Origin of the sequence: Streptococcus orisasini, assembly GCF_001431045.1 — a bacterium.
Classification (GTDB): Bacteria; Bacillota; Bacilli; order Lactobacillales; family Streptococcaceae; genus Streptococcus; species Streptococcus orisasini.
On record NZ_BCLE01000008.1, the window covers coordinates 19,451 to 42,649 of the forward strand.

The 23,199-nt window shown below is 42.3% G+C and carries 19 protein-coding genes and 1 tRNA gene; 7 read left to right on the forward strand and 13 right to left on the reverse strand.

Going from position 1 to position 23,199, the window contains the following annotated elements:
* Window positions 1-46: 46 nt before the first annotated feature.
* Window positions 47-649 carry a nitroreductase family protein gene (locus tag SCSH_RS01400; RefSeq protein WP_057490134.1) on the reverse strand — a complete coding sequence of 201 codons (603 nt, stop codon included), beginning with the start codon at window positions 647-649 and terminating at the stop codon, window positions 47-49.
* Between the two features lie 154 nt (window positions 650-803).
* Here SCSH_RS01400 and hslO point away from each other — a divergent pair, with 154 nt between their 5' ends.
* Both hslO and dusB read left to right on the forward strand, forming a co-directional pair.
* A complete protein-coding gene (gene hslO, locus SCSH_RS01405) occupies window positions 804-1,676 on the forward strand; it encodes an Hsp33 family molecular chaperone HslO (protein WP_057490118.1) in 873 nt (290 codons plus the stop codon).
* A complete protein-coding gene (dusB, locus tag SCSH_RS01410) occupies window positions 1,663-2,643 on the forward strand; it encodes a tRNA dihydrouridine synthase DusB (RefSeq protein ID WP_057490119.1) in 981 nt (326 codons plus the stop codon). The genes hslO and dusB overlap by 14 nt, the downstream gene beginning before the upstream one ends.
* A 219-nt stretch (window positions 2,644-2,862) precedes the next feature.
* Here dusB and SCSH_RS01415 read toward each other — a convergent pair whose 3' ends face one another.
* The 4 genes from SCSH_RS01415 to rpsB form a co-directional block, all read right to left on the reverse strand.
* Window positions 2,863-5,304, reverse strand: coding sequence for an ATP-dependent Clp protease ATP-binding subunit (locus tag SCSH_RS01415; RefSeq protein ID WP_057490120.1), 2,442 nt, complete (start codon window positions 5,302-5,304; stop codon window positions 2,863-2,865).
* Window positions 5,301-5,765: a CtsR family transcriptional regulator gene (locus SCSH_RS01420; protein ID WP_057490121.1), complete on the reverse strand. Its 465-nt coding sequence runs from the start codon at window positions 5,763-5,765 to the stop codon at window positions 5,301-5,303. Before SCSH_RS01420 ends, SCSH_RS01415 begins: the two co-directional genes overlap by 4 nt.
* A 274-nt stretch (window positions 5,766-6,039) precedes the next feature.
* The gene (tsf, locus tag SCSH_RS01425; protein ID WP_057490122.1) at window positions 6,040-7,080 is read right to left on the reverse strand and encodes a translation elongation factor Ts; all 1,041 of its coding nucleotides are present in this window, start codon (window positions 7,078-7,080) and stop codon (window positions 6,040-6,042) included.
* Between the two features lie 131 nt (window positions 7,081-7,211).
* The gene (gene rpsB, locus SCSH_RS01430) at window positions 7,212-7,997 is read right to left on the reverse strand and encodes a 30S ribosomal protein S2 (RefSeq protein ID WP_003089767.1); all 786 of its coding nucleotides are present in this window, start codon (window positions 7,995-7,997) and stop codon (window positions 7,212-7,214) included.
* 202 nt (window positions 7,998-8,199) lie between these two features.
* Here rpsB and SCSH_RS01435 point away from each other — a divergent pair.
* Together SCSH_RS01435 and SCSH_RS01440 are read left to right on the forward strand one after the other, a co-directional pair.
* Window positions 8,200-8,270, forward strand: a tRNA-Cys gene (locus SCSH_RS01435).
* Between the two features lie 327 nt (window positions 8,271-8,597).
* Entirely contained in the window at window positions 8,598-9,554 is a 957-nt protein-coding gene (locus SCSH_RS01440; RefSeq protein WP_057490123.1) for a S66 family peptidase, read from the forward strand.
* A 139-nt stretch (window positions 9,555-9,693) separates the two neighbouring features.
* Here the strand turns inward: SCSH_RS01440 and garR are convergent, their stop codons facing one another.
* The 7 genes from garR to SCSH_RS01475 form a co-directional block, all read right to left on the reverse strand.
* Window positions 9,694-10,575: a 2-hydroxy-3-oxopropionate reductase gene (gene garR, locus SCSH_RS01445; protein WP_057490124.1), complete on the reverse strand. Its 882-nt coding sequence runs from the start codon at window positions 10,573-10,575 to the stop codon at window positions 9,694-9,696.
* A gap of 99 nt (window positions 10,576-10,674) precedes the next feature.
* The gene (locus SCSH_RS01450; RefSeq protein ID WP_057490125.1) at window positions 10,675-11,817 is read right to left on the reverse strand and encodes a glycerate kinase; all 1,143 of its coding nucleotides are present in this window, start codon (window positions 11,815-11,817) and stop codon (window positions 10,675-10,677) included.
* Window positions 11,818-11,831: 14 nt separating this feature from the next.
* Window positions 11,832-12,743: a dihydrodipicolinate synthase family protein gene (locus SCSH_RS01455; RefSeq protein ID WP_057490126.1), complete on the reverse strand. Its 912-nt coding sequence runs from the start codon at window positions 12,741-12,743 to the stop codon at window positions 11,832-11,834.
* A 9-nt stretch (window positions 12,744-12,752) separates the two neighbouring features.
* Window positions 12,753-14,081, reverse strand: a complete 1,329-nt coding sequence (locus tag SCSH_RS01460) for an enolase C-terminal domain-like protein (RefSeq protein ID WP_057490127.1) — start codon at window positions 14,079-14,081, stop codon at window positions 12,753-12,755.
* Between the two features lie 36 nt (window positions 14,082-14,117).
* On the reverse strand, window positions 14,118-15,245 hold the full coding sequence (locus SCSH_RS01465; RefSeq protein WP_057490128.1) for an L-talarate/galactarate dehydratase: 1,128 nt from the start codon (window positions 15,243-15,245) through the stop codon (window positions 14,118-14,120).
* A gap of 18 nt (window positions 15,246-15,263) precedes the next feature.
* Window positions 15,264-16,607 carry an enolase C-terminal domain-like protein gene (locus tag SCSH_RS01470; RefSeq protein WP_057490129.1) on the reverse strand — a complete coding sequence of 448 codons (1,344 nt, stop codon included), beginning with the start codon at window positions 16,605-16,607 and terminating at the stop codon, window positions 15,264-15,266.
* Between the two features lie 21 nt (window positions 16,608-16,628).
* Window positions 16,629-17,969: a GntP family permease gene (locus tag SCSH_RS01475; protein WP_057490130.1), complete on the reverse strand. Its 1,341-nt coding sequence runs from the start codon at window positions 17,967-17,969 to the stop codon at window positions 16,629-16,631.
* A 29-nt stretch (window positions 17,970-17,998) separates the two neighbouring features.
* On the opposite strand from SCSH_RS01475, the gene SCSH_RS11410 reads away from it, so the two are divergent.
* The 3 genes from SCSH_RS11410 (at window position 17,999) to SCSH_RS01485 (ending at window position 20,809) form a co-directional block, all read left to right on the forward strand.
* Window positions 17,999-18,124 (forward strand): hypothetical protein, encoded by a 126-nt coding sequence (locus SCSH_RS11410; protein ID WP_274518958.1) that lies wholly within the window; start codon window positions 17,999-18,001, stop codon window positions 18,122-18,124.
* A 600-nt stretch (window positions 18,125-18,724) separates the two neighbouring features.
* Window positions 18,725-19,843 carry a CdaR family transcriptional regulator gene (locus SCSH_RS01480; protein ID WP_057490131.1) on the forward strand — a complete coding sequence of 373 codons (1,119 nt, stop codon included), beginning with the start codon at window positions 18,725-18,727 and terminating at the stop codon, window positions 19,841-19,843.
* A gap of 126 nt (window positions 19,844-19,969) precedes the next feature.
* Window positions 19,970-20,809: an aldo/keto reductase gene (locus SCSH_RS01485; RefSeq protein WP_057490132.1), complete on the forward strand. Its 840-nt coding sequence runs from the start codon at window positions 19,970-19,972 to the stop codon at window positions 20,807-20,809.
* A 113-nt stretch (window positions 20,810-20,922) separates the two neighbouring features.
* Here the strand turns inward: SCSH_RS01485 and SCSH_RS01490 are convergent, their stop codons facing one another.
* On the reverse strand, window positions 20,923-22,818 hold the full coding sequence (locus SCSH_RS01490) for a M13 family metallopeptidase (protein WP_057490133.1): 1,896 nt from the start codon (window positions 22,816-22,818) through the stop codon (window positions 20,923-20,925).
* Window positions 22,819-23,199 lie beyond the last annotated feature (381 nt).

Consider the following 23,199-nt stretch of genomic DNA (forward strand, 5'->3'; position numbering starts at 1 on the left):
TTTCCCAGTCTCGGTCTTTTTGTCTTATCTTATTTTAACTTAATAACTAATCACCAAATACTTTAAAGCGATCTTGATCTGCCATGAATTCTTTTTCGCCTGCAGGCGCTTCAATAGAACCAAAAGGTATTTGCGCACGCAGTTTCCAGTTAGCTGGCAAATCATATTTTGCAGCAACCTGAGCATCGACCAGCGGATTATAGTGCTGAACACTCATACCAATATTTTGCTCAGTTAAAGCTAACCAAGTCGCATAAAGAGCAATACCATGAGCTTGTTCAGACCAAGGCTGAAAATTGTCTGCATAAAGAGGGAAGTTTTCTTCCAAGTTTTTGATGACATCTTGGTCTTCAAAAAGCAGAATGGTTCCGACACCAGCTGCAAAACTTGCCAATTTGGCTTTGGTATTCTCAAAAGCCTCTGCCGGAGTTACCTTTTCCAATTCACTATAGGCAATTTTGTTCCAGAAATCATCAGACTCCTGTCCGAAAAGGATTAGAGCACGGCTGCTTTGAGAATTAAAAGCTGATGGTGCCTGCTTAATAGCATTTTGAATCACTTCAGTCAGTTCAGCCTTTGATAAATCAATATTTTTGCCCAAGGCATAAATGCTGCGGCGCTGTGTTTGTAATTCTAAAAAATTTGACATCATAAAATATGTCCTCCATTTATAATTGTGATACCATTATATGTTTATTACTAATTAGTAGCAAATATTTTGCTTATTTCCTTAATGTCAGTAAAAATTTATTGACAAGATCTTTAAATAATCACTTTCTTTAATTTATGTTAAAATAAAAGGTATGGATAAACTTATTAAATCAATTGCAGCATCAGGTTCTTTTCGTGCTTATGTGCTTGACAGCACTGAGACGGTCAGAATAGCTCAGGAAAAACATCAAACTTTGTCAAGTTCAACAGTCGCTTTGGGACGTACACTCATTGCTAACCAAATCTTAGCAGCCAATCAAAAAGGAGACAGTAAGGTCACTGTCAAAGTCATCGGTGACTCCTCCTTTGGCCATGTCATCTCAGTTGCCGATACTAAGGGTAATGTTAAGGGTTATATTCAAAATACCGGTGTTGATGTCAAAAAAACGGCAAGTGGTGAGGTCATGGTAGGACCCTTTATGGGGCAAGGACAGTTTGTTGTCATTACCGACTATGGTACTGGCAATCCTTATACGTCATCAACTCCGCTTGTTTCAGGGGAGATTGGTGAAGATTTGGCCTATTATCTGACCGAAAGCGAACAAACTCCATCTGCTGTCGGACTCAATGTTCTTTTAGACGAAAATGATAAGGTCAAAGTTGCTGGTGGCTTTATGTTGCAAGTGCTTCCCGGAGCTTCTGAAGAAGAAATCGCTCGTTATGAGAAACGCATTCAAGAAATGCCTGCCATCTCAGCTCTGCTAGAATCTACTGACCATGCTGCCGCTCTTTTGAAGGCTATTTATGGCGAGGACGACTACAAAATCTTGGCTGAGGAAAATTTACAGTTTTCCTGCGATTGCTCACGTCAGCGCTTTGAGGCAGCCCTTAGGACACTGGCCAAAACAGATCTAGAGGAAATGAAAGAAGAAGACCATGGCGCAGAGATTGTCTGCCAATTCTGTGGCAAAAAATACCAATTTACAGAAACTGATTTAGAGGAGATGATTCATGACAAAGCTTAACAGCTCATTTATGATTGGTGATGTGGAAATCCCTCACCGCACCGTCTTAGCCCCGATGGCAGGAGTAACGAATTCTGCATTTCGAACTATCGCTAAAGAATTCGGAGCCGGACTCGTTGTGATGGAAATGGTATCAGACAAGGGTATTCAATACAACAACGAGAAAACACTGCACATGCTCCATATTGATGAGGGAGAACACCCTGTTTCCATTCAGCTTTTTGGCAGCGACGGTGACAGCCTGGCACGCGCAGCTGAGTTCATTCAGGCCAACACACAGGCTGATCTCGTGGATATTAACATGGGCTGCCCGGTGAATAAAATCGTTAAAAATGAAGCCGGTGCCATGTGGCTCAAAGACCCTGAAAAGATTTATTCAGTGGTTTCAACTGTTAAATCAGTCCTTGATATTCCCCTGACGGTCAAGATGCGCACTGGCTGGGCTGAGCCTTCCTTGGCTGTTGAAAATGCTTTAGCAGCTGAGGCTGCTGGAGCTGCTGCCCTCGCTATGCACGGGCGCACGCGTGAACAAATGTATACCGGACATTGCGATCATGAAACACTGGCTAAGGTTGCCAAAGCCATCACTAAGATTCCTTTTATCGCTAATGGTGACATCCGTTCTGTCAAGGACGCTCAGTTTATGATTGATGAAGTCGGTGCAGATGCAGTCATGATTGGCCGAGCTGCCAGAAGCAACCCTTATATTTTCACCCAGATAAATCACTATTTTGAAACAGGAGAAATCATAGACAATCTGCCCTTTGCTAAAATGCTGGAAATTGCCCAAGACCATCTTGGACGTTTGGTCGAGCTGAAGGGTGAAAAAATCGCAGTTCGTGAATTTCGCGGTCTTGCTCCTCACTATCTTCGCGGAACATCTGGCGCTGCTAAAATCCGGGCTGCCGTATCACGGGCAGAAACTTTGGCAGATGTGAAAACTATTTTTGCCCAAGTTCACTCATAAATACCATTAAACCAAAAGCTTCTTCTTAATCGCTGCAGCTAAAAGCTTTTTGTAAGGCTGGCTGTAGCACTCCTTTGTTAGAGGAACTCGTGAATTAATAAAAAATAGATAAAAGCCTGATTTCTGAAGCACATAGAAATCAGGTTTTTTACTGCTTTCATCTATTTTTAAGTACCAAAAAACTCTTTTGCTTCAGTTTGAAACAAGAGAGTTTTGCTTTTAAATAATATCAAATTTCAATTTTTCTTTTTGAATGCCAATTTTCAGCGTTTGACCGCTGGTTAATTCTCCTGAAAGAACGAATTCTGCCAGCTTATCTTCTACTTCTGTCTGAAGCGTTCTGCGCAAAGGCCGTGCACCCATTTCAGCATCGTAGCCTGCCTGAGCCAAGTGTTTTAGAGCTGAAGGCTGAAATTTTAGAGTAATTCCCTGATCAGCCAAATGAGAAATCAGGGGCTGTACCATAATTTTAACGACATCGCGCATATTTTCTTGAGTGAGATTATGAAAGACAACTTTCTCATCAATACGGTTGATAAATTCAGGACGGTAGGTTTTCTTTAATTCTTCCAAAATACGGTTTTCCATGGCCTTATAATCCTGAGAAAGATCTTTGGCTCCAAAGCCTACTGTCTTATCATCACGAAGAGCTGTTGCACCAAGATTTGAAGTCATAATGATGATAGTATTGGAAAAATCAACCTTGCGACCACGGCTATCGGTCAAGACGCCATCATCCAGTACCTGCAAGAGAACATTGAAAATATCAGGATGAGCCTTTTCAACCTCATCAAAGAGCAGTACAGAATAAGGCTTATTACGAACCTTCTCTGTCAGCTCGCCGCCTTCTTCATAGCCAACATAACCTGGAGGAGCACCGTTGAGGCGGGAAGCTGCAAATTTTTCCATATACTCACTCATATCAAAACGAATGAGAGCTGATTCATCATCAAAGAGAATTTCAGCCAGAGCCTTGGCCAATTCCGTCTTACCGACACCAGTCGGTCCCAAAAACATAAAGGAACCAATCGGACGCTTCCCAGTCCGAATTCCGGACTGATTACGACGGATGGCACGGCTGATACTTGAGACAGCATCCTCTTGGCCAATAACGCGCTTGTGCAGTTCTTTTTCCAGATTGAGGTACTTCTTGCTGTCTGCCTGTGTCAGCTTGCTTACTGGAATTCCAGAAAGCTTGCTCAAGGTCTCTAAAATTGCTTCTTCACTAACGGTCACTCGTTTTTTAAGCAGAGGCGTTTCCTCTTTTTTTAATAAACGACGGGCAGCCGTTATATCTTTGTCAATAAGAGCCTGATCCAAATCCGTTAAAAAGGCGGGAGCCTGTTTTTTAACTAAACCTTGCACCGTAGCACTAGCCTCATCCAACAAATCAATAGCTGAATCAGGCAGATTCTTTCCAGTCAGATAGCGGTGAGCTCCCTTAACCGCTGCTTTCACAGCCTCATCAGGAATCAGCACATGGTGATAATCTTCATAACTTTTCTTTAAGCCAAGAAGAATCTGATAAGCTTCTTCTTCGCTGGGCTCTTCAATGGTTACCTTGGCAAAACGGCGGGACAGAGCCGCGTCCTTTTCGATATGCTTTTGATATTCTTCCTGAGTTGTGGCACCAATGGTTCTAAGGGTGCCGCGTGCCAAGGCCGGTTTGAGAATGTTGGCTGCATCAAGTGTACTGTCAATGCCGCTTCCAGAACCCATTATCGTATGCAGTTCATCAATAAAGAGGATTATGTGGCCGTCTGCCTCAATATCAGCGATAATCTGATTCATGCGTTCCTCAAAATCTCCCCGGAAACGGGTTCCTGCAACAACACTCATCATATCAAGCTCTAAGACTTTCATATCTGCTAATTCAAAAGGAACAGCACTATCAACAATACGCTGAGCCAATCCGTAAGCTAAAGCTGTTTTGCCGACTCCAGCATCACCAACTAAAACAGGATTGTTTTTTGTCTTACGGCTTAAAATTTGAACCATTCGAGAAATTTCCTGCTCTCGGCCAATAACAGGTTCCAAGCGGCCTCTGCGAGCCAAAGCTGTCAAATCTCGCGTAAAATCTGCTAAATCACCTGTCATACTGGGCGGTTTCATTAAATCAGAAAAATTGCTATTACTCTTAGCTTTCTTAGGCTTACGCATTTCAAAGATAGCTTTAATATCTTCTTTTGAGAAACCTGCATAGCGTTCAACAGCCTTGCGTAAGTCCAGCAAACGAACAGACTCGCCATCGTCCTTGATTTGAAAACCAACTAGCTCTAAAATCCGTGTTGCCAGCAGATTAGGATTGAGCAGCATAGCAAACAAAACATGCTCCGTCCCGACTTCCTTGGCACGAGTCGCCTGACTGATAGCATAAGCTTCTGCCAAGGTTTTACTCAAAGCCTTTGATTGTTCCAGCAAAACAATATCGCCGCTTGGTTTCTTAGGCTTTTTTCCAACAGCCAAAATAGCAGCAGCTTGATAATCTTCAAACTGAACGTCATCTTCAAACTCAGCAAAGCTTAAACCGGCCACTGAGCTGTCAATCTCAACCATAGCAAGAAGGACATGCCAGCTTTCAAGATAGGAGCTTTCAAAACGGGCGGCTTCAAATTGAGCCAACCGGAAAACTTCCTGCATTTTCAATGAATAATCGGTCATAGATGGTATCCTTTTCTGTCTAAACGTTGTAGTATCTTACGAAGCATGCGGGCACGAATGTGAGGACTGTTTACACCTAGAACTTCATCTCCTGCCGCTGCCAAAATAATATTGCCTTCACGCTCACTGATAATTTTTTCATCAAAGAGCAATTGAATAATATCGGCGAAAACCTGTTCACTGATCTGTTCACCAATATTGGCTTCCAAATTATTAAGCATTTGATGCTGATCAGAAAAACGAATTTTAGCAATGCGAATATAACCACCACCGCCGCGTTTGCTTTCAACAAGGTAACCGCGGCTCTCTGTAAAACGCGTTTTAATCACATAATTGATCTGACTGGGAACAACGCTGAAACTGTCCGCTAAAGCACTTCTCTTAATTTCTGCAAAGCCAGACTGAGCCAGTATCTTTTTGATATATTCTTCAATACTGTCAGATGTATTTTTTGATGTCATGATATCGACTCCTTCCCAGTCACTTTGACTATAACTGACCTTATTATACCGAAAAATAATGCTTTTGGAAAGCAAGAGACTTGGAAGTGAAGAGGTTTGTCATTCGAAAGTGATAATGTCTAAAAGCAGAAAAATTTAGGGCCTTTAATGACAATCAAGCACTAACTATAAATTTTTCAGCAGCTGTCTGCTCAAGCTTTTATATTGCAGACAAGCAAAAAGCACTCCAAGATAAGACTTGACAGCCCATCTTAAAGTGCTCTTAAATAAAGGTTTACTTGTTTAAAGCAGCGGCCATTGTTGCAGCAACTTCGTTTTCAAAGTCATTAGCTGCTCTTTCAATACCTTCACCGACTTCAAAGCGGACAAAGCTGACTGCTTTAGCGTTTACTGATTCAAGGTAAGCTTCAACAGTCTTGCTGTCGTCCATAATGTAAACTTGGGACAGCAAGGTATATTGTTGGTCAACCTTAGTGTTATCAAGCATGAAGCGAGCCATTTTACCAGGAATGATTTTATCCCAAATCTTTTCTGGTTTGCCTTCAGCCTTAAGTTCTTCCTTGATGTCTTCTTCAGCTTGAGCAAGTATTTCATCTGTCAATTGCAGTTTTGAACCGTATTTAAGAAGTGGAAGCGCTGGCTTATCAACCATGGCACGGCTTTCGTTGTCTTGTTCGATCTTATGGTTCATTTGAGCCAATTCATCATGAATGAATTCCTCATTCAATTCTTTGTAAGAAAGAACAGTTGGGTTCATTGCTGCTACGTGCATTGCTACTTGTTTAGCAAGAGCTTCATCTGCGCCTTCAAGCACTGTGACAACGCCAATTTTACCGCCATTATGTTGGTAAGCACCAAATACTTGGGCATCTTCTTTTTCAACAAGGGCAAAGCGGCGGAATGAAATCTTTTCTCCGATAGTTGCAGTTGCGTTCACGTAAGCTGCTTCCAAAGTTTCTCCTGAAGCCAAAGTTACTTTAAGAGCTTCTTCATTGTTAGCAGGTTTTTGTGCAGCAATAGCTTTTGCTGTTTCGTTAACCAATTCAACAAATTGAGCATTTTTTGCAACAAAGTCAGTTTCTGCATTAACTTCAACGATAGCTGCAACATTGCCATCAACATAAAGGCCAGTCAAACCTTCAGCAGCAATGCGGTCAGCTTTCTTCGCTGCTTTAGCTATTCCTTTTTCGCGCAGAAGTTCGACTGCTTTTTCCATATCGCCTTCAACTTCAACCAATGCTTTTTTGGCGTCCATAACACCAGCACCGGTCTTTTCACGCAATTCTTTAACAAGAGCTGCCGTAATATTTGCCATGATAATTCCTCCAAATTTTAATTGTAAAAGGGGAGGGCTTAGCCCCGCCCCTTAGGTTACTAGGTTATTTTGATGAGTAAAGACTGATAAAATAAAGTCTTTTAGCTGTTTGATTATTTTACGTCTATTACTTAGTCTTCGTTTGAACCTTCAACAACTTCAACGATTTCTTCGATTGAATCTGCTTGAGTATCGTCAGCTGCAAGTTCTGCTTCAACAGCTTCAACACTGTCTTCACCTTGACGGCCTTCAATAACAGCATCAGCTAATTTGCTTGTGATCAATTTAACGGCACGAATAGCGTCATCATTTGCTGGGATGATAACATCGATATCATCTGGATCAGCGTTGGTATCAACCATAGCAACAACCGGAATACCAAGTTTTTTAGCTTCTTTAACAGCGATTTGTTCTTTATGCGGGTCAACGATGTAGATAACATCTGGAATGCGAGGCATATCTTCGATACCGCCCAAGAATTTTTCAAGGCGGGCACGTTGTTTATTCAGAAGGGCTACTTCTTTCTTAGGAAGCACTTCAAATGTTCCATCAGCTTCCATTTGTTTGATTTCTTTAAGACGAGCGATACGTTTTTGGATAGTATCCCAGTTTGTCAAAGTTCCGCCCAACCAGCGATGGTTAATATAAAATTGACCTGCGCGTTCAGCTTCTTCTTTAATAGCTTCTGAAGCTTGTTTTTTCGTACCGACAAACAAGATAACCGCATCATTAGCTGCTGCATCGCGAACAAAGTCGTAAGCTTGATCAGCTAATTTAACTGTTTGCTGAAGGTCGATAACGTGAATGCCGTTACGTTCTGTGAAGATGTACTTAGCCATCTTAGGGTTCCAGCGGCGTGTTTGGTGACCAAAGTGAACACCAGCCTCAAGAAGTTGTTTCATTGAAATTACTGCCATGAGTATTTCTCCTTTATTGTTTTTTCTCCTCTCTCAGACTTCAGCTTGCAGCCCAACCCAAAAAGGCAACCAGACCACAATTCATCTAAGATGAGTATTATCACATTTCTGCGACTTTACTATCATAACAAAATTAAAGGTAAAATGCAAGGGAATTCTACTTGACCAAAAGGCAAATTTAAGGTAGAATAATTACTGTTATGGCGGTATAGCCAAGTGGTAAGGCACGGCTCTGCAAAAGCTTGATCGTCGGTTCAAATCCGTCTACCGCCTTTTAGTTCAAGAAAGGGGCTGAAACACAAGGTTCAGCCTCATTTTGAATATCTCAGAAATAATTGTTTTTCACACAGTTGGTGAGTACTTTAATATCCGCACTGCTGATTGGAATAGTCCCATCTGGACTTTCGATTCAAACAGCTGGGGAAACTTTTTTCTGGGAATAAGACTTGCGCAAGCCAGTATTTAAAATGGTTTGGGGGCCGTTTCAAACCGGACACATAGAAATGAGAAAGTGGATCCAATCGATTGCTAAGAAATCACGATTGAGTCCCACTTTCTTTTATCTATTTTTATACGGTTAGGGGGATGAAGAAAAGATTTATGAAAAAATTAACTTATGGCGATCACATCAGGATTCTCAGTCCATCGAGCTCCATTGAACTTTTAGGAGGATTCAAGGCTAATTTATCAGCCAAAAGGACTTTAGAAAAGTTAGGATTTACAGTATCATTTTCCAACAACTATATGGAAAATGATCTGTTGCATTCAAGTTCTATTGCCAGCCGCGTATCTGATTTGCACGATGCCTTTCAGCAAGAACATGTTAATGCTATTTTAGCTACTGTTGGCGGGTTTAATGCCAATGAGCTTTTGCCTTACCTGGATTATGATTTAATCAAAAAGCACCCTAAAATTATCTGTGGCTATTCTGATACTACTGCTCTTTTAAATGCCATCTATGCCAAAACCGGTATGGAGACCTACATGGGACCTTCTTATTCAAGCTTCAAGATGGAAGAAGGTCAGGACTATCAAAGCCGGATGTGGCTCAATGCTGTGACCAGACGTTCTTACAATCTCGTTCCCAGCAAGGAATGGTCCAGCGACGCTTGGTACGACCCCAGTAAGCCGCGGCATTTTAAGCCGACTAAATGGAAGGTTTACACTGATGGCAAAGCTCAAGGAACCATCATCGGCGGGAATCTCTCTACTTTCGGACTTTTGCGTGGAACAGAATTTGCTCCTAAACCTGAAAACTATGTTCTCTTCTTGGAAGGGGCTGAGGAAGAGCATTATACAGAGTTTGCCCGCAATCTGGCTGCCCTTTTGCAGGTCTATCCGAACCCGCAGGCAGTGGTCTTTGGGCGTTTTCCTAAAGAGGCACAGATGACCGAGGACATTTTGCGCTTTATCCTGGATAAACATTCAATTCTTAAAAAAGTCCCTGTCATGTACGACCTTGATTTTGCCCATACGCAGCCGCTCTTTACCTTTACCATCGGCGCTCAGGTAACCATTGATACCACTCAAAGACAGCTCTCAGTAATGACGACTTAAAAAATCGAAATTCATTGACAGGCTTATGAAATAAGTACCGCAATAGTCAAATAAATTTTAAAACCAAAAAGTGAGGCCAGAACCGTTTCTTTTGCAACGATTCTGATCTCACTTTCTTTTTTATAATGCAGTCAAAACATTACTGCAATTTTTGCCCGTTTACCAATTCATAGTAGCGTGCAATGGCTGAATGGTCGTCTGAACCATAATCGTGAGCTTTAAGCACTTGCAGAATTTCCATGGCTTGAGCTGTAAATGGTGTTGACACATTGTAGGAATGCGAAGCATCCAAAGCATTTTGCAAATCTTTGATATGCAAATCAATACGAAAACCAGGGGCAAAATCGCCATCAAAGATTTTTTGCGATTTTTGATCCATAACAGTTGACCCAGCAAGACCGCTGCGAATGGCTTCGTAAACTCGTGATGGATCAACTCCGGCTTTTTTAGCCAAAGAATAAGCTTCTGATACAGCAGCAATATTGACCGCAACAATCATTTGGTTCGCTAATTTCGTTAAATTACCAGCACCAACTTCACCGACGAGAGTGACGCTGCTAGCCATAGCCTGCAGAACATCCTTATATTGTTCAAAGACCTTTTCATCACCTCCGACCATAACAGCGATAGTCCCGTCAATAGCCTTGGGTTCACCGCCAGACACAGGCGCATCCAAGAAGGAAACAGATTGTTCCTTCAGTTTTTCATAAAATTCCTTACTAGCTACCGGAGAAATAGAGCTCATATCAATGACTGTCTGGCCGGCGCTTAATCCCTCAGCAATACCGTTTTCATTAAACAGAGCCGCCTTAACATGCGGTGAATTGGGCAGCATGGTGATAACAATATCACCTTTTTGAGCAGCATCCTTACCGCTTTCTGCAGCATGGCCGCCAGCTGCGACTAAGGCATCAATGCTCGCTTGATTAAAGTCAAAACCATAAACCTCATGACCAGCTTTTACCAAATTGATAGCCATTGGTTTTCCCATAATACCTAATCCGACAAATCCGATTTTCATCTTTAATACATCCCTTCTAAATTCTTACCTTACATTGTAGCAGACCTTTATTTCAAGATAAATAGTCTATGGACCACAATTATAAGGTATTGTAGTCAATTATTTGGTCAATGTACCAAATAAACTGATAAGATTACGACTGGTCGAAGCGACTAAATTCCTCGTATCAGTCATAGCTTCTTCTAAGTTCATTGGGCGATTAACAACATCAAAGACACCTGCTATACCCTGGCGGTAAACTTCATCCAAGTCTAAAGAACGACTACCAACAATAGCTACCGTAGGGACATGATATTTCTGAGCAATGACAGCAATGCCAATAGGGGCCTTACCATTGATTGACTGACCATCCATACGTCCTTCGCCAGTGATAACCAAATCAGCCGTTTTGATGTCCTCTTCAATGTGAATCATCTGGAGAATCTTATCAATTCCGCGCTGACATTTACCGTTTAAAAAGGCCATTAAACCTGCTCCAAGGCCGCCAGCTGCTCCTGCACCGGGGATATCTTTGATGTCCTTATGCAGAGTCTCTTTAATAACCCGAGCAAAATTAGCAAGCCCCTCATCCAAGACTTCCAGCAATTCATCACTAACACCCTTTTGAGGTCCATATATTGCCGTTGCACCATTGCTGCCACAAAGCGGATTTATCACATCAGACAAAATAATCAATTCTGCAGTATCCGCATAACTTGCTATAGCGGTTGCATCTAAACTGGCTATACTCCCTAAATTTTCAGCGTTAGCGGCTAATTCTTTTCCTTGTACGTCAAAGAACTTGACACCAAGAGCTGCTGCCATTCCCATACCGCCATCATTAGTTGCCGAACCACCAATACCAATATAGATGCGCTCAACTCCATGTTCTAAAGCACTCTTAATCATTTGCCCAGTACCATAGGTTGAAGCCTTCATAACATCTAATGCAGTCGGCTCAACCAAAGTAATACCGGATGCTGCTGCCATTTCCAAGATAGCCGTTTTTCCACCATCAATAATAGCATAAGCCGCATTGACAGAATCTCCAAGCGGTCCTTGAACAGGGATAGTGACTCTTTTACCTTGATTGACCTCAAGAATAGCATCAACAGTTCCCTCACCGCCATCAGCAATGGAAAAAATTTTAGTTTCATAGTCAGGGTATAAGCTGTGGATGCCTTCAGAAATATAGGTTCCAACTTCTTTGGAACTAGCACTGCCTTTAAAAGAATCTGATGCAATGACAATCTTTTTCCCCATACTCATCCCTCCTACTAATCATTCGGCAGCAGAAATCCACCTTTACGCATTTCGACTTTCATTGCTTCTAATGCCGAACCAGTCGTAGTTTCAGTCGGCAGGACAGATTTGCCCACATCCATTCCCATAAGATTAGCCATATCCTTGGTTGCTGCCGGGAAGCTTGCTGCATCCTGAGACAGACGAATCGGATTTAGTTTAAACTGAGCTTCCAGCGATTTTTCAAAATCACCGGCAGCATAGTAATCATAGATACTGCTGACCAGCTGCGTGTACATATTGGCTGTAGAGCAGACACTGCCGACAGCGCCTACGCAGAGGCCGGGATAAATAGTAGTGTCTTTGCCTGTCAGAACTCTGAAATCAACATCATGTGTCTGACGAACCAATTCACTGCAAAAGGTGATATCACCGCTTGAATCCTTGATACCGATAATATTTGGCACATCGTGAGCCAAACGGACAATAATGTCCAGCGGAATCGTATAGCCGGAGCGCCCCGGGTTATTATAAAGCAGCATAGCCGTATCAGGGATACTGTCAGCAATAGCTTTAAAATGATGATACAGGGCTTCAGGAGTTGGCTTAATGAACATAGGATTCAGCACTGAAACAGCGGCAATATCCCGTTTGGCAGCTTCCTGAGCGAGCTCAATACATTTGCGAGTGCGAATGGCTCCGATACCGAAATAAATTGGAACACGGTCGGCAGCCTCTTCCAGCATGACATCCAAAGCGTGAAACATTTCATCGGGCTCAAACATATAAAATTCTGAATTACTACCGAAGGCCAAAATGCCATGCACCCCGTTTTCAATCACATGACTGACAATTTTTCTAAGCCTCCTGTCATCAATGTTTTCATCATCATCAACAGGGGTAATAATCGGAACAACAATTCCTTTTACATTTTCTCTCTTAAACACTGAATTCTCCTATCTTACTAAGCTTGGTTTTTTATTATCAAATATCCAGCCCGGAATCAAATACTGCATAGCAGCTGCATCGTCACGTGCACCCAAGTTCTTGTCAATATAGAGTTGATGGGCTTTTTTAATGGCTTCCAAGTCAGGCTTGATACCCAAGCCAACAGAATCTTTGGCAATATGAATGACACCATCTCTGATAATATGAGGATTTTCGGTCAAAGCTTGGCCATCCTGCCAGATATAATGTGTGTCGCAGGCATTGATTTCACCTGGTGCTGCAGCAGCCGCATGGGCTACCATAGCCAAGGAAATATCGAAGTGGTTATTGGAGTGAACGCCCCAAGTCATACCAAAGTCATGGCACATCTGAGCAACACGGACAGAACCCTGCATAGTCCAGAAATGCGGATCCGCAAGCGGAATCGTTACAGAATGCAGGGCAACCGAATGCTGCATCTGTCGCCAATCCGTCGCAACCATGTTGGTAGCTGTTGGAATACCAGTCGCCTTGACAAACTCAGCCATAACTTCACGGCCGCTAAAGCCATCTTCAGCCCCGCAAGGATCTTCAATATAGGCAGCAATGCCTTTTAAATCCTTACCAATTTCAATGGCTTCTTTCAATGACCAAGCACCATTTGGATCAAGGGTAATACGGGCATTTGGAAATTCTTTTTTCAAAGCCTTAATAGCCTTAGCTTCTTCTTTGCCTTCCAAGACGCCGCCTTTAAGTTTGAAATCCTTGAAACCATAGCGCTTATAGGCAGCCTTGGCCAAGTCAACAATAGCTTCTGGTGTCATTGCTTCCTTACGGCGCAGGCGGCCCCAGTCATCGGAATCATCATCTCCTTGTAAGTAAGAGAGGTCTGTTTTATTAGGGTCAGCGACGTAAAAGAGATAGCCTAAGAAAGGCACATCTTCTCGAACCTGTCCGTCTCCTAAAAGAGCAGCCACTGGTACTTGCAGATGCTGACCCAAAAGGTCAAGTAAAGGTGTTTCTACTGCAGTCTGAACATGGACAGTTGTCCGTAAGTCAAACGTTTGGAGACCGCGGCCGCCTGAGTCGAGCTGGCCGAATTGCTGGCCGATTTCTTTGACAATATTTTTGTACTCTCCGATGCTGCGTCCAACAACTAAGTCTTTAGCCTTTTCCAGAGTATCCGTAATTTTTTGACCACCCGGAACCTCACCGACACCCAGATTGCCTGAACTGTCTTCTAAAACCACTACATTGCGCGTGAAATAGGGAGCGTGAGCTCCACTTAGATTTAATAGCATGGAATCATATCCTGCAACTGGATAAACCTCCATTTTAACAACTGTAGGTACTGCCATTTTTATCCTCCAAAATTAATTTCTTTAGCTAATACTTTACTGAAACACCTGAGCATCTACTTGTAAGTCCGGCAAAACATCTTGATTGAGCGTTAGTCCGAGACCCGGACGTGTCGGCACTTTCATCTTGCCATCAACTAATTCTACCTTTTCTTCAAAAAGTCCAACTGTTTCAAACCACTCAAAGTGTTCTACCCAAGCCTCGCCGCTGTAGCAGGCTGCAAGTGGCAAATGGAGCTCCATACTGTAGTGGGGTGCCAGTACCACATGATTTTCTTCAGCCCGCTGAAGCACCTTTTGAAACTGTGTAATACCACCAATCCGCGGTGCATCAAGCTGACAGACATCAAAAGCACGTTTATCAAAGAAAGGAAGACCTTCTTCATAACTGGTCAACATTTCTCCTGTTGCAATCGGTGTCCCCAGAGCTTGTGATAAGCGCAGATGGCCTTCAACATCATGGCAGGTCACAGGTTCTTCAAACCAAACCAGATTGTAGTCGTCAAAATATTTACCAGCCTTAAGCGCTGTTGAGACATCCCACTGCTGATTGGCATCAATCATAATAGGCACATCATCCCCCAGCGCCTTTCTCAAAGCGGCTACACGTCTGACATCTTCCTTATAATCTGGCTGACCGACCTTGATTTTTACGCCGCCGACACCTTCTTCCAAGACTGTCTGCGCATGGGCAATGACCTCTTCAATGGTATCTTGCAAAAAACCGCCGGTTGTATTGTAACAAGGGACGTATTCCTTGTACTGACCCAAAAGCTTACTTAAAGGAAGACTAGCACGTTTAGCCTTAATATCCCACAGGGCAATGTCGAAAGGCGTGATTCCTTGAACAGCAACACCGGTATTGCCAATCGAAATACTGGACCACAGTAATTTATTCCATAAGCGACTGATATCGTTAGGATCCTGCCCCAACAACAAGGGCGCATACTCTTTAGCTAGAGCGTACTGGGCAGGGCCGCCGTTTCGTTTGCAATAGGTATAACCTAGACCCGTATAGCCGCCTTCTGTCTCAATAACAGCAGCTGTAATCATAACCTCTTTCAGCGGTGTCTGTTTGCCTTGAATAACCTTGGCATCACTGACAGGCTTTTTAAGGGGAACACGAATTAATTTCACCTCAACTTTTATAATCTTATCTATCATACAGTCAAATCCTCATATTTAGCGATGACAAAAGACCGGTCGGTTGGGATCAAACTGCCAACCTTCTTCTAAATACTGCATAGCAATAGTATCGTCACGATCTTTAAACTCCATTTGATGATACAGAGCATTTTGTTTTTCCAGTTTATCCAAATCAATATCAACACCTAAGCCGGGTTTATTCGGAAGCTTGATTTTTCCATCAGCAAAGCTTAGCGGTTCTTTAAGCAAGGACTCGCCGTCTTGCCAGATCCAGTGTGTATCAACCGGAGCAATGTTACCCGGAGCTGCGGCTGCAACCTGTACAAAGGTCGCAAGTGTAATGTCAAAATGATTATTGGAATGCGATCCCCAAGTTAGCCCCCACTCATTCAAAAGATAGGCCATGCGAACACTGCCGTTTAAGGTCCAAAAATGCGGATCCGCCAAAACAATATTGACACTGCGCAGAGCTGCAGCATGGTGGAACTGACGCCAATTGGTCGCAATCATATTAGTAGCTACAGGAATTCCCGTTACATCGCGGTATTCTGCCATGATTTCCCGACTGGAGAAGCCTTGTTCCGGACCGCAAGGATCCTCAATATAGGTCAACACATTTTTACGATCTCTTGTCAGAGCAACTGCTTCGTCCAGTGTCCAAGCGCCATTTGGATCAATGTTAATGCGAGCATCTGGGAAGGCTGCCTTCAAAGCGTCAACAGCCTGCATCTCTTCTTCGCCAGCTAAAACGCCACCCTTTAATTTAAAATTGTTAAAACCGTATTTGTCTTTGAGCACGCGCGCCTGTTTAACAATCGCCTCAGGGGTCATCATTTCAGTTCGGCGCAGCGATTCCCAACTATCGCTGCCATCTCCCTTTTCGTAAGGCAAATCAATTTTATGGGAATCCGCTGAATAAAAGAGATAGCCTAAGAATTCCACAGCTTCCCGCTGGATGCCGCCTTCACCCAACAAGGCAGCAACTGGCAGCTCTAAGAATTTCCCCAGCAGATCCAGCATGGCGCATTCAATAGCAGCCTCAGACTGGACAACAAATTTTAAGTTAGAGAGATTTAGCTGCTGCAGACCCTCGCCAGTATCTTGTGCAGCCCTTTGACGGCTGCGACGAATATTCGTTAAAACCTTACGGTACTCACTGACCTGCTCACCAAGGACAAAAGGCTTATAGCTCTCAAGCTGCTTGGTAATATGCTCTCCGCCGTGTATTTCTCCGATACCAAGATTACCGCTGTCATCCCTTAAAACAACAACATTTCTCGTAAAATAGGGAGCATGGCAGCCGCTCAGCGTTAACAGCGGACTGTCATGACCAGCTACAGGATAAACAGTCATTTCAATGACTTTTGGTGCTTTACCCATACTTTTCTCCTTTGATTGATCCTAAACAATACCCATGGATGCAATAACAGCAATGAAAACAGAGTTAACCAACGGGAAGGCTGCTCCCAGCCAGAATTCGTGATAATAACCTTCCTTATGTGTCAAATGGGTGTAGTTGAGACGATTAATAACCGAACCATTGTGCGGCAGGGAATCCAAACCGTAACAAGAAATATTAACCATCCGGTGCAATACATCTGCGCTGATCCCTTGTTTCAAGAACCGCGGAGCAAAGACATTGAGCGAGATGGCTTCACCACCTGAAGCTGAACCGGTAATACCAGCAACCAAGTTAGTAGCAACAGCTAGCTGAATTAGCGGCGGTCCAGGAATCTTATCCAAGTTATCGACCAAGTATTCAAAGCCCGGTGCCGCCGCAACGACACCACCAAAGCCAACAACCGCCGCAACATTCATAATAGACTTCATAGTTGAATTGACACCGTCAGCCATAGTATTTTTGAAATTCGCAAATTTATTATAATAAAATGCGAAGCAGACCAAGCAACCCATGGTCAAAGAAAGGTAAGGAGGCACATTAAAGACATTCATAGCAACAATCAGGGTAATAGATGGCAGAAGTGCTTTGACAAAGTCCCAGTTACTTGTCTTTTTATCCATAGCTTTTAGGGCTAAAATTTGTGAAGCCTCTTCCATCTTGTGACCGGTCTTTTCAAACCCTTCCCCGCGTTTTTCATTGCGTTTGAGCATCCACCAGATGTACCAGGCACCAAAGATAATAGACACTCCGGCAGCGATAATACCAAGTATGGGCGCCGCAGTTGGTTTGGTTCCCAAAGTTTTCATCGGAATCAAATTCTGAATGGCTGGCGAGCCTGGCAAAATTGCTGTCCACATGGAGCCGCCGTAAACCGCAACGGCAATAATGAAATGCCAAGGAATATCCAATTCCTTAAAAATACGGAAGCAAATTGGAGCAATTGTAAAAATAACAACAAAACCGCTTACACCGCCGAACGAAAGAATAGCCGTAATCAGCGAAAGCCCCATCAAAACCCAGAACTTCGCATTTCTATTTCCCATTTTCAAAGACCATTCAGCAATTTTATTAGCAATATCTTGAGCTGCACCGCAGTCCCCCAACATAGAACCAAGAACAGTCGCTGGAAGGAAAATCAAGAAATTATCTTTTGCAAAATCGGCAAAAGCTGGAGCATACTCATCCGCTAAACTTTTGGTCAAAGGCAGACCAGATAAAAAAATAACAATAATAGAGGCAACAGGTCCTAAGACAAGAATCGGAAACTGCTTATATGAGCCCCAAATAAGGAAAGCCAGGGCAAATAAGATACCCAGTAAACTAATTAATCCACCGTCCATAATGAACTCCTTTTATGAAAATACATCATATGAGAAAATACAATTCTAAACTGAGCATTGAACAGCCTGCAGTATTTCTGCCAATTATTCTCAGCCTTATTGTTACTCCCATTGAATTAGTGCTTGCTAAGAGCAGTCAGTCCTTAAAATATTAATTGACGCTAGCTTCAATCAACTAGACTGATTTAGAAATCGATTCTTTTGCCTTCTTAGTCTCGGCTTTTTCATCTTATCACATTAAGTTTCTTATGTTCAATGTTTCACAAACTATAGTTTAAAAGACTTTTGCCAATATTTTTTTGGTACTTGTAACAATGATAGGTCCTTAGAGCCTTTCTTTCGATAATGACTCTAAAAAGAGAAAACAAGTCTTTCTTTCTAGACCAATAATTCAAAATCCAGGTTGTAGACAAACTCTATAGTTAGCATTTCACAAGCACACACATCTTAGGATAGTATCAATTCACAATCTATAAGAAAAATAGGCGAATTGAAGAAGCCTGGTCCAGATACTTTCCGCTGTAGCAAATCATAACACAATAGTTCTTTTGATAAAAATTGACTTTTTCTTCAGTCTGAATCTTTTATATTTTTGAATTTAGAAAAATATCTAAATTAAAATTGGTCTAGTCAAAAACAAACCAAAGTTTCAAAAATAAAGAATAGCAGTATTTTTTAAAATAATTATTTTTATTACAAAAAACAAAGCCAAAAATAGTATAATGACTTTAGCGGCTATATAAGGAGGACCTTTTATGATTGAAGCAAGTGTTGTTCAGGACATTCTTACTCGGATGAAGGAAATTATTCATCAGGAATTAAATTTCTTTTCAACAGACGGGATTATTATTGCCAGTACGGATCCCAGCCGCATTGGACAAGTTAATCACGAAGGCGCTCAGTTTGTTCTTGAAAAAAACCAGCCCATTGTCATCGAATTTGATAATCAGTACCAAGGCGCTAAGCAAGGTATCAATATGCCAGTTGATATTGACAACCAAATCGTCGGTGTTATTGGAATTACCGGTAAAAAAGAAGAAGTTTCTCAATTTGGTCAAATCATTAAGGAAATGACCAAAATCCTTATCCTTAACAATGCAGCTAAAGAATTGGTTTACAACAGGCGTAATGCCCATAAAAATATTCTTGACTATATCCAAAGCGATGACAGCTATAATGATAATTTTTCAGTTGAGATGCTCTACGGCATTAACCTCTCATCAAAAGAATACACAGCCATTGTCGGCTTGCCCAGCAGCAATCTTACTGAGCAGTATTTTGACGACATCTCTAATGTTTATCTTGATCTGGAACTCCTGCTGGGTGACGGTAAAACGATTTTTGAAGTCCGAGGCAATATGATTTTAGCCCTCCTGCAGGACAAGCGCCCACAAGCTATTTCTAAAATTATTCAGAAAATCACGAAAATCATTGAAAAGAAATACAATACGGTTCTGCTCTTTGGAGTCGGAACTCCAGGCCGAGGCAAGGAAGAACTAAAACAGAGTATTCGCCAAGCCAAGACCGCTCTAAGCTGGAATAAGACCTTCCATCAAAGAAGGGAGCTCTTCTTTACCAATATGGAATACGGTTTAATTCTGCACAATGTTGCCGACACTAACAAAAATTATTTTTTAGACAAAATTTTTGCCAACCTTTCTCAAAAAGAAATTGATGAGATGATTCCGCTCCTAGATACCTACGAAGCTTGCAACGGCAGCATCAAACAATGCGCAGAGAATCTCTTTATCCATAAAAATACCGTTCAGTACAAGCTCAACAAAATTACTGAAAAAACCGGACATGACCCGAGAAAACTTTCTGACTTCTTTGTCCTAAAATTAGCCTCCATTCTTTATAAAATTCAGAAATAATTTTTTAGTCTCTATACCATGCCCTTTGCGGACAGATTATGTTAAGCTTTAGTCATAGAACCTTTCATCTCTTAATTGAAAGTCTGCTCTTATGCAGCTGAAAACACCTTGATTGGAGGAGTTATCATGCAAAACACGTTATTATTGCAGCCAAGTTTGGGAATTGGCACCTGGTTTTTGGGAGAAAATCCTGCTGCTGAAAAAGAAGAACTGGCAGCCCTGCAGTATGCCTTGGATAAGGGTATAACCATCATTGACACTGCCGAAATGTACGGCCACGGCCTGGCTGAGAAACTTGTAGGCAAGGCTATCAAACCTTTTGAACGTGAGAAACTCTATCTCATTTCTAAAGTTCTTCCCACAAACGCCAACAAAAAACGCATGGAAACCAGTCTTGACGCCTCACTCAAAGCCCTGCAGACAGACTACTTAGACCTTTATCTCTATCACTGGCGTGGCAATACACCGCTGGCTGAAACCGTTGCTGAACTGGAACGGCTGAAAGGCAAGGGTAAAATCCGTGCTTGGGGAGTCTCCAATTTTGATTTGGAAGATATGCAAGAATTATTAGCTCTTCCGGACGGAAAAAACTGTCAAGCCAATGAAGTTCTCTATCATTTAGGTTCCCGCGGCATTGAGTACTGCCTAAAGCCGTTTCAGGATCAGCACAATATTCCGACCATCGCTTACTGTCCTTTAGCTCAGGCTGGAACACTGCAGCGAAAACTCCTTGATAATAAGGAAATAGTTGAACTGGCAGACGAACTCAATATCAACATTTATCAGCTGCTGCTTGCCTTTACGCTGGCCCAGCCTAATATGGTTTCAATTCCAAGAACAGGACAGTTAAAGCACATGAAGGAACTGATTGCCTGCCGAGACATCCATCTCAGCGCTGAACAGCTGGATCGCCTTAATCGGTTGTTCCCGGCACCTGATCACCGAGTGCCTTTGGATATTGAATAAAGAAAAGATAAAAACGCGGCTGGATATTCCAACCGCGTTTGAGCATTAAGCTGTTACAGCACTGTTAGTGCTCAGCTTTTTGGCATTCTTTCATCTAAATTTTTTAAAGCACACTACCAAATAATCACGCGCTCATTTTTATCACGCCACATGCCATCTCCCTCTTTGACATCAAAAGCTGCAAAGAAGTCATCAAAGTTAGCAACTTGAACATTGGTTCTTAATTTACCAGGTGCATGAACATCAATGGTAGCCAGCATTTGCATGTATTCCGGACGAGCTTTCATCCGCCAGATAGTTGCAAAATTAATAAAATAATCGCGGGCTGAGAAATCAGCCTCTTTTTTAGCCGCTTCTAAAGCACAGGCCAAGCCACCCAAATCAGCAACATTTTCAGACACAGTCAACTGACCGTTTACTTTAGCACCGTAGGAATCAAGCCCATCAAACTGCTCAACTACCTTGTCTGTACGCTCTTTAAAGGCCTTATAGTCCTCATCTGTCCACCAGTTATTAAGGCTGCCGTTTTCATCAAAGGAAGCACCATTGGTATCAAAAGCGTGAGAAATCTCATGAGCAATTACAGCACCGATACCGCCATAATTAGCAGACGACGATTGTTCCAGCGAATAAAACGGTGCCTGTAAGATAGCTGCTGGAAAGACGATTTGATTTTGCTGTGGATCATAATAGGCATTAACCATATGAGCCGGCATATGCCATTCCTTGCGATCAACAGGCTGGTTCCATTTGCTCCAGCTGTAGGCAACGGAAATTTTAGCCAGATTTTGGGCATTTTCAACCAAACTCAGCTTGTCATCAATAATCTTTTGAGCATAGGTCTTAGGCAATTGCTCGGGATAGCCGATATGCGGCGTGATAACATTGAGTTTAGTGATAGCCTTATCACGCGTTTCAGGAGCCAGCCAGTCCGTCTTACTCAGGCGCTCTTTATAAACATCAATCATGGTCGCCACTTTAGCTTCCACATCAGCTTTCGCTTCCGGCGAGAATTTCTCCCCAGCATACCAAAGACCGAGCGCTTGATTGTAAGGCCCTTGGGCAAGGTAAAAGGCCGCTTTTTTCTTGTCCATAGGCTGCGGTGTTCCCGACAAAGCACGACTGTAGCTGCCAGAAAGGATACGAATATCATCCGTCAGATAAGAATTCCAAGCACCAGCCGCAGCGAGAACTAATTTCGCTTTTAACGGCTCCCAATTGCTTTCAGAATAAAATTCCTTGGCAAAACCAGTCCAGAATCGTTCTTCAGGAACGATGACTTTATCCGGCTTTTGACCCAAAATCTGTGTGAAAATCGCATCCAAAGGCAGCTCCGGTACCAGTTTGGTAAAATCAGCCCAGTCATAAGGATGATAAAGCTTGACATATTCTGACGATTCTTCGCTGGAAAGCACATATTGAGCCAATTTCGCATCCAGCTCAATAACCTTATCTAAAAGATCTTTGATCTCTGCTGCTTCAAAACCAAACTTCGGCAAAAGCTCCTCTTGCATGGCACGCCACTTAGCAAGCAGTGCTTTCCCTTTTTCATTACCTTCAGCATAATAAGTCGTATCTGGCAAGATAAGACCAGGCGCCTCAGCCCAAAGCACATTCATCTGCGCATTCATGAAGTCTGGTGCCACACCAAAGGGCAGCAAATTAGGCTTAGCAGCCATCTCATAATCAGCAATTTTTGAAGCAAATTCTGCAAAAGATGACAGATTCTGATATTCCTCAATGAGCGGCAAAGCAGGTTCCACACCCACTTTTTCACGTTTCTCATAATCTGCTATCTGACGGTGAAACTTAACAAAGTTTTGCAAGATACTGTCTTCCGGCAGATTTTCTCCTGCCAACCACTTATCCGTAGTCGCAAGCATCAAATCTTCAATTTCATCCGCCAAATCCGAAAAGCCACCCGTCCGGGGTTTATCATCAGGAATGACAGCTGTCTTTTCCCACTCGCCGTTGACTGCATCATAAAAATCATCTTGTAATCGTGTCATAAACATTTCTCCATTTCTATACGCCTTCTATTGTAACAAAAAAGTCTGATTTAAGCAGTATCGGATGTGTTAAAGCCTTATTTGAAAAATTTTTTTACTTTACTAGATACCAGCTAATAACTTCACACTAGCAATTTGTTTAGCATCATTTATAATCCTTCGTAAATCACAATTTCCAGAATGGTTGATAAGATGTTTTCTTCCTAAATAGGCTAATCTTAACTTACAACAGTGGTATTTAGCCAACCTTTTTACATTGTAATTTTAACAGCAATGATGATATTTTAATTTTAAACCATAACGAGAGTATTCCTTTTCTGACTGTATCAAAATTATAAGGCAAAAAGCATCTATTGCCACAATAAAAAAGCCCAATTAAAA

Excerpts from the sequence above, each read along its gene's own strand:
- SCSH_RS01475 (WP_057490130.1), bottom strand. The coding sequence starts at position 17,969 with ATGGACGGTGGATTAATTAGTTTACTGGGTATCTTATTTGCCCTGGCT.
- SCSH_RS01485 (WP_057490132.1), top strand. The coding sequence starts at position 19,970 with ATGCAAAACACGTTATTATTGCAGCCAAGTTTGGGAATTGGCACCTGG.
- garR (WP_057490124.1), bottom strand. The coding sequence starts at position 10,575 with ATGAAAATCGGATTTGTCGGATTAGGTATTATGGGAAAACCAATGGCT.
- SCSH_RS01480 (WP_057490131.1), top strand. The coding sequence starts at position 18,725 with ATGATTGAAGCAAGTGTTGTTCAGGACATTCTTACTCGGATGAAGGAA.
- SCSH_RS01465 (WP_057490128.1), bottom strand. The coding sequence starts at position 15,245 with ATGATAGATAAGATTATAAAAGTTGAGGTGAAATTAATTCGTGTTCCC.
- SCSH_RS01460 (WP_057490127.1), bottom strand. The coding sequence starts at position 14,081 with ATGGCAGTACCTACAGTTGTTAAAATGGAGGTTTATCCAGTTGCAGGA.
- SCSH_RS01470 (WP_057490129.1), bottom strand. The coding sequence starts at position 16,607 with ATGGGTAAAGCACCAAAAGTCATTGAAATGACTGTTTATCCTGTAGCT.
- hslO (WP_057490118.1), top strand. The coding sequence starts at position 804 with ATGGATAAACTTATTAAATCAATTGCAGCATCAGGTTCTTTTCGTGCT.
- dusB (WP_057490119.1), top strand. The coding sequence starts at position 1,663 with ATGACAAAGCTTAACAGCTCATTTATGATTGGTGATGTGGAAATCCCT.
- SCSH_RS01420 (WP_057490121.1), bottom strand. The coding sequence starts at position 5,765 with ATGACATCAAAAAATACATCTGACAGTATTGAAGAATATATCAAAAAG.
- rpsB (WP_003089767.1), bottom strand. The coding sequence starts at position 7,997 with ATGGCAGTAATTTCAATGAAACAACTTCTTGAGGCTGGTGTTCACTTT.
- SCSH_RS01400 (WP_057490134.1), bottom strand. The coding sequence starts at position 649 with ATGTCAAATTTTTTAGAATTACAAACACAGCGCCGCAGCATTTATGCC.
- tsf (WP_057490122.1), bottom strand. The coding sequence starts at position 7,080 with ATGGCAAATATTACGGCAGCTCTTGTTAAAGAATTGCGTGAAAAGACC.
- SCSH_RS01415 (WP_057490120.1), bottom strand. The coding sequence starts at position 5,304 with ATGACCGATTATTCATTGAAAATGCAGGAAGTTTTCCGGTTGGCTCAA.
- SCSH_RS01490 (WP_057490133.1), bottom strand. The coding sequence starts at position 22,818 with ATGACACGATTACAAGATGATTTTTATGATGCAGTCAACGGCGAGTGG.
- SCSH_RS01440 (WP_057490123.1), top strand. The coding sequence starts at position 8,598 with ATGAAAAAATTAACTTATGGCGATCACATCAGGATTCTCAGTCCATCG.
- SCSH_RS11410 (WP_274518958.1), top strand. The coding sequence starts at position 17,999 with ATGAGAAAATACAATTCTAAACTGAGCATTGAACAGCCTGCAGTATTT.
- SCSH_RS01450 (WP_057490125.1), bottom strand. The coding sequence starts at position 11,817 with ATGGGGAAAAAGATTGTCATTGCATCAGATTCTTTTAAAGGCAGTGCT.